This window comes from Bradyrhizobium sp. (assembly GCF_027451485.1).
GTDB lineage: Bacteria > Pseudomonadota > Alphaproteobacteria > Rhizobiales > Xanthobacteraceae > Bradyrhizobium.
The window spans coordinates 22,347-29,021 of sequence record NZ_DAIDJE010000205.1; the positions used below are offsets into that span (position 1 = coordinate 22,347).

At 61.7% G+C, this 6,675-nt stretch carries 4 protein-coding genes; 3 read left to right on the forward strand and 1 reads right to left on the reverse strand.

Going from position 1 to position 6,675, the window contains the following annotated elements:
* The first annotated feature begins 199 nt into the window (after positions 1 to 199).
* Positions 200 to 958, forward strand: a complete 759-nt coding sequence (locus tag NEZ08_RS23775; RefSeq protein ID WP_298112583.1) for a LuxR C-terminal-related transcriptional regulator — start codon at positions 200 to 202, stop codon at positions 956 to 958.
* A gap of 59 nt (positions 959 to 1,017) precedes the next feature.
* On the opposite strand, the gene secA is transcribed toward NEZ08_RS23775, so the two are convergent.
* Positions 1,018 to 3,852, reverse strand: coding sequence for a preprotein translocase subunit SecA (gene secA, locus NEZ08_RS23780; protein ID WP_298112587.1), 2,835 nt, complete (start codon positions 3,850 to 3,852; stop codon positions 1,018 to 1,020).
* A gap of 503 nt (positions 3,853 to 4,355) precedes the next feature.
* Between secA and NEZ08_RS23785 the strand changes: the two genes are divergently transcribed.
* Entirely contained in the window at positions 4,356 to 5,264 is a 909-nt protein-coding gene (locus NEZ08_RS23785; RefSeq protein ID WP_298112590.1) for a peptidylprolyl isomerase, read from the forward strand.
* A 194-nt stretch (positions 5,265 to 5,458) separates the two neighbouring features.
* The coding region (gene argJ, locus NEZ08_RS23790; RefSeq protein WP_298112593.1) for a bifunctional glutamate N-acetyltransferase/amino-acid acetyltransferase ArgJ at positions 5,459 to 6,675 on the forward strand (1,217 nt) is incomplete at its 3' end.

The window sequence follows — 6,675 nt, forward strand, 5'->3', positions numbered from 1 at the left end:
ACTGCCTAGGCTGTTTCCGAACGTCACCCATGAGTTCTCTCCAGGCTGACGGAATCAGCGGGCACAATGGAACTTGATACTTTAGGAATGGACAATAGCCCAAAGCGACTAGGCGCGCTGTCGCGCTACGCGCCGTTAAAACATCGACACGAAAGCTGTGCGGCCTGTGATATCGCCAAGACAGATCGCAGGAACATCCATGAAGAATAGGGTTGCAGCGTTTGAGGACCTGAAATCGCTTCCTGTGAGCGTGGCAATTCTCGACGCTTCCGGAACAATCGTCGCGGTCAATGGTACGTGGGAGCAATTCGGTCGACGAAACGGATTGCGCGTTCCCTCTTCCGGAGTGGGCTCAAACTACCTGGAGTACTGCCGATCTGATGAACCCAGCTCGCGCCGGTTCTTGGCTCAGCTCAAAGCCCTGCTTTCGGGCAGGCGGGATCTCTTGACCTTCATCTATCCGTGCCCCTCGCCGAGGCAGATGCGATGGTTCTGCCTTATCGGGGTGCCCCTCTCGTTGGACAAGTCAGGGGGTGTTGCGCTCCTACACGTAAACCTCACAACAATGTTGCCACTCTCGATTGGCGCCCAAAAGGCGCCATCAAAGAGGAAAAAGCTGAAACTTCGGCAACCGGCGAGCGCATCCACTGTTGGAGGCATTCTGGAACGCTCTATCCTGGAGACCCTTTCATCCCAACTGAATGGAATGCTCGCCGGACCTGTGGGGCACAAGAGCAAAGGGACCGACGAAACGATCAAGGCTCATACGCGGCTCAGCAAGCGACAGATGGAAGTTCTGAAACTGCTGGGGCAAGGCAAAACCAACAAAGAAATCGCGATGGCGCTGTTTCTCTCACCCAACACCATCAAGCTGCACGTTTCAGCAATCTTGGAGCGCCTAAGGCTCAACAGCCGGACCCAAGCGGCCCTTCTATCGTCAAAGCTACTGCAGGGGTAACGGGACTGCCGATCCGCGATCCTGATCTCATTCCCTCAGCGCGCTGCCGGCGTACCCAGTCAAACATACCTGCCGTGGCAGTGCTTGTACTTCTTGCCCGAACCGCAGGGACAATCCTCGTTGCGGCCGACCTTGCCCCAGCTGGCGGGATTTTTCGGGTCGCGGTTGGCGGTTGCAGTCGGCACCAGCGAGGCACTGGCAAACGCCAACTCGTCCTCGCCGGTATTGGGATCGAACTTGTGAGCTTCCATCGCTGGCAGCGGCTGCGGCTCCTGCTCGGGCGGCACGATTTCGACGCGCATCAGTTGCGCCGTCACCGCCTCGCGCAAATGCGCGATCATGGTCTCGAACAGGGTGAACGCTTCGGACTTGTATTCCTGCAAGGGGTCGCGTTGACCGTAGCCGCGAAGGCCGATCACCTGGCGCAGGTGGTCGAGCATGACGAGATGTTCGCGCCAGAGATGATCGAGCGTTTGCAGCAGGATCGTCTTCTCGACGTACCGCATCACCTCGGGGCCCCATTGCGCCACTTTGGCCGCCATGTGCTGGTCGACCCGGCTTTCGATACGCGTCAGCAATTCCTCGTCCGCGATGCCCTCTTCCTTGGCCCATTCATCGACGGGCAAGTCGATGTCAAGCACGCGCTTGAGCTCTTCCTTGAGGCCGGCGGTGTCCCACTGCTCGGCATAGGCATGTTCGGGGACGTGCTTGGTCACGACGTCCTCGACGAAGGCGTGTCTCATGTCGGCGACGGTCTCGGCGACGCTTTCGTCCTTCATCAGGTCGACGCGCTGGTCAAAAATCACCTTGCGCTGGTCGTTCTGGACGTTGTCGAACTTCAGCAGGTTCTTGCGGATGTCGAAGTTGCGGGCTTCCACCTTCTGCTGCGCCTTTTCCAGCGCCTTGTTGATCCAGGGGTGGATGATGGCCTCACCTTCCTTCAGGCCCAGCCGCGTCAGCATGCTGTCGAGCCGGTCGGAGCCGAAAATCCGCATCAGGTCGTCTTCCAGCGACAGGAAGAATTTTGAGCGGCCCGGGTCGCCCTGGCGGCCGGAACGGCCGCGCAGCTGGTTGTCGATGCGCCGCGATTCATGGCGTTCCGAGCCGATAATGTAGAGGCCGCCCGGCTTGGTCACGGTCTTGGCCGGCTTGGCACCCTTGGCCGGCTCCATCTCGATGGTTTCTTCGGCCTTGAGCACGATGTCGCGGAAGCGCTCGACGTCGGCCTTGATCTGCTCGATCCTGGCATTGCGCTCGGCCTCGTCGGCTATGCCCGCGGTCTCGTGCTGGATCCGCATCTCGAGCGAGCCGCCGAGTTTGATGTCGGTGCCGCGGCCGGCCATGTTGGTGGCGATCGTGATCGCGCCGGGAACGCCGGCCTCGGCGACGATATAGGCCTCCTGTTCGTGGAAGCGCGCGTTCAACACCGCAAACAACTTGGCCGGCTTGCCGGAGCGGGCCGCTGCGTAGAGTTTCTCCATCGCCTTTTCGTTGCCGAAGTCGATCTGCTTGTAGCCGTGCTTCTTGAGGTATTCGGCCAGCACCTCGGACTTTTCGATCGAGGCGGTGCCGACCAGCACCGGTTGCAGGCGCGCGTTCGCGCGCTCGATTTCGGAAAGGATGGCGGCGTATTTTTCGTTCTGGGTACGGTAGACCTCGTCGTCTTCGTCGAGACGCGCCACCGGCAGGTTGGTCGGGATTTCGACCACGTCCAGCTTGTAGATGTCGAACAGCTCGTCGGCTTCGGTCGCCGCGGTGCCGGTCATGCCGGACAGCTTTTCGTACATCCTGAAGTAATTCTGGAAGGTGATGGAAGCCAGCGTCTGGTTTTCCGGCTGGACCGGCTGATGCTCCTTGGCTTCCAGCGCCTGATGCAGACCTTCCGAATAGCGCCGGCCCGGCATCATGCGGCCGGTGAATTCGTCGATGATGACGACCTCGCCGTCGCGAACGATGTAGTCCTTGTCGCGGGTGAACAGCGTATGGGCACGCAGCGCCTGGTTGACGTGATGCACGACCGAGACGTTCTCGACGTCGTAGAGCGACTCGCCCTTGAGCTGACCGGCATCACGCAGAAGCGTTTCAAGCTTCTCCATGCCGCCCTCCGTGAGCGTCACCGTACGCTGCTTTTCGTCAACCTCGTAATCGGACTTGTCGAGCTTGGGAAAGAATGTGTCGATGGTGTTGTAGAAGTCGGACCGATCATCGAGCGGACCCGAGATGATCAGCGGCGTGCGCGCCTCGTCGATCAGGATCGAGTCGACTTCGTCGACGATGGCGTAGAAGTGCCCGCGCTGGACCATGTCCTCCAGGCGGTACTTCATATTGTCGCGCAGATAATCGAAGCCGTATTCGTTATTGGTGCCGTACGTGATGTCGCAGGCGTAGGCTTCCTTGCGCTCGGCGTCGTCGAGGCCATGCACGATCACGCCGGTGGTCAGGCCAAGGAAGGAGTAGATCTGCCCCATCCAGGCGGAGTCGCGGCGGGCGAGATAGTCGTTGACGGTGACGACGTGCACGCCCTTGCCCGCAAGCGCGTTGAGGTAGACCGCAAGCGTTGCCACCAGCGTCTTGCCTTCGCCGGTTTTCATTTCGGCGATATCGCCTTCGTGCAGCACCATGCCGCCGATCAGCTGCACGTCGAAATGCCGCTGGCCGAGCGTGCGTTTGGCGGCTTCCCGCACCGTGGCGAACGCCGGAACCAGGATGTCGTCGAGCGACTTGCCCTCGGCGAGCTCTTTGCGGAATTCGGCCGTCCGCGCCTTCAGCGCCTCGTCCGAAAGCGCGACGAGTTCCGGCTCCAGAGCGTTGATGGCATTTACGCGGCTCTGGTAGCCTTTGACCCGCCGGTCATTTGCGGAGCCGAAAAACTTGCGGGCGAGCGCGCCGATCATGCCAACTTCCTGTTCTTCGGCAGAGCTGCCGTGAGGTGGCCGGACCGCTGGCCCGCCATCAACTCACCGTGACGCGCTAACGGCCGGCCCTCACCGGGATCGTGCGTCGAATGAGTGGGAGTTCAGCAATCCGGGGTTCAACGGCCAAAACGCGGAAAAATGGGCGCTATCGCCATTGACTCAGGTCCGGCAGAGATATGGCTGGGCCCAGGCCTTGTCAACGCCGCCCGGCTTTCCGGGTTGTTCGATGAAGCAAGTCGGATCGGGCTCAATTGCAGGCTGTACAAGGAGCCTCCGAACCACCTGTCGAGGCATGAGAAAATTGGGCCGAACCGACAGGAACTTCAGATTTCGCCGCACCAGGCGGTCGAGGTCCCGCCTTTCCGGGATTTCATGATTTTGACAGACTTTTCGCGTTGCCAATGTCACGCGATTGGGCGAGTGTCGCGCGGCTTTCAATGACCCGCCGCAACAGCCATACGGCTTGGAGATAAGGATTTTTCATGACTTTGTCATCACACGCGAAACGCGCCCGCTATGCTGCCGCAGCCGGCGCACTTGCGATTGCCCTCTTCGCGAGCCTGCCGCTGCGTGCTGAAGACTCCGATCCCGTGCTGGCCAAGGTAAACGGCTCGGAAATCCATCAGAGCGATGTCAATCTCGCGGAAGAAGAGCTCGGCCCCAGCCTTGCACAGATGGATCCGTCGACCAAGAAGGAAAACGTGCTGGCGTTTCTGATCGACATGAAGCTCGTCGCCAAGGCCGCCGAAGACAAGAAGATCGAAGACCGTCCCGACTTCAAGGCCCGGCTGGCTTTCGCCCGCAACCGCCTGCTGATGGACAATCTGCTCGCATCGGAAGGCAAGGCGGCGGCAACCGATGACGCCATGAAGAAGGTCTACGACGAGGCCTCGAAGCAGATCGAGGGCGAGCAGGAAGTGCATGCTCGGCACATCCTGGTCGAGACCGAGGATGAGGCCAAGGCCATCGAAGCCGAGTTGAAGAAAGGCGCCGATTTCGCCACGCTTGCCAAGGCGAAGTCGAAGGATCCGGGCGGCGCTTCCGATGGCGGCGATCTCGGCTTCTTTACCAAAGACCAAATGGTGCCGGAATTTTCCGCCGTCGCCTTCAGCCTCGAGCCGGGCAAGATCTCCGATCCGGTGAAGACGCAGTTCGGCTGGCACATCATCAAGGTCGAGGAGAAGCGCAACCGGAAGGCGCCCGACTTTGCCCAGGTCAAGCCGCAGATCGAGAACTACGTCACCCGCAAGGCGCAGGCCGAATACGTGGCCAAGCTGCGCGAAGGCGCGAAGATCGAGCGCATGGATCAGGCCTCCAATACGCCGGCGCCGCCAGCAGCTCCCAACTCCGCCAAACCGGCGGACTCGAAGATGGCGCCTGCCAAGAAGTGATGAAGTCATTCCGGGGTGCGCATCAGCGCAAACCCGGAATCTCGAGATCCTGACATACAACTGTTACCTTGCGAGCCGGATGAGAGCCCCTCACCCGGCTTTCGCATTCATGCGGAGGCCCACCTCTCCCCGCGCGCGGCGAGAGGTGATAGAGAGCATTGCCCGCCGCCCTCATTTTTGCCGAAAGCATATCGATGTCCTCCACCATCTCTCCCCTTGCGCCCAATAACTTCCCCGAGATGCCCGCCATCGCGGGCGTGACCCTTGCGACGGCCGCTGCCGGCATCCGCTACAGGGGCCGCACCGACGTGCTGCTGGCGATCGTGGACAAGGGGACGACGGTAGCCGGCGTCTTCACCCGCTCCAAATGTGCGTCAGCGCCGGTCGAATGGTGCCGCGCCAAGCTTCCCCGCGGCCAGGCGCGCGCCCTGGTCGTCAATTCCGGCAATGCCAACGCCTTCACCGGCAAGACCGGCCGGCAAGCGACGTCGCTGACTGCTGCGATCGCCGCGAAGGCGGTCGGCTGCCAGGCCGGCGAAGTATTTCTCGCGTCGACCGGCGTGATCGGCGAGCCACTCGACGCCACCAAGTTTGATGGCGTGCTCGGGGAGCTTGCGGCCAGGACCGCGCCCGATGCGTGGATGGAAGCCGCGCGCGCCATCATGACCACCGACACCTTCCCGAAGGTTGCGACTGCAACCGTCAAGCTCGGCAAGGCCAAGGTGACGATCAACGGCATGGCCAAGGGCGCCGGCATGATCGCGCCCGACATGGCGACCATGCTGTCCTTCGTCTTCACCGATGCGCCCATTTCCGCGGGCGCCCTGCAGTCGCTGCTGAAGGCGGGCGTCGAAGACACTTTCAACGCCGTCACGATCGACGGCGACACCTCGACCTCGGATACCCTGCTCGCATTTGCGACCGGCGCCGCCGCGGCCCACGGAGCGCCGAAAATCAGCCGCGCCGGCGACCCGCGCCTGAAGGCCTTCACGAAGGCCTTCAACGCGGTGCTTGCCAACCTGGCCGAGCAGGTAGCGCGCGACGGCGAAGGCGCGCGCAAGCTGGTTGAGATCATCGTCGAGGGTGCGGTCTCGAAAGCCTCTGCGCGCCGGATTGCGATGTCGATCGCCAACTCGCCGCTGGTGAAGACGGCGATCGCCGGCGAGGACGCCAATTGGGGCCGCGTGGTGATGGCGGTCGGCAAGGCCGGCGAGCCTGCCAATCGCGACAAGCTCTCGATTTCCTTCAACGGCATTCGCGTGGCGAAAAGCGGCGCGCGCGATCCCTCCTATGACGAAGCCGAAGTCTCGGCTGCGATGAAGCAGCCGAAGATCGCAATCAAGGTCGCGCTCGGCCTCGGCAAGGGCCGCGACCGGGTGCTGACCTGCGACCTCACCAAGGAATATGTCGC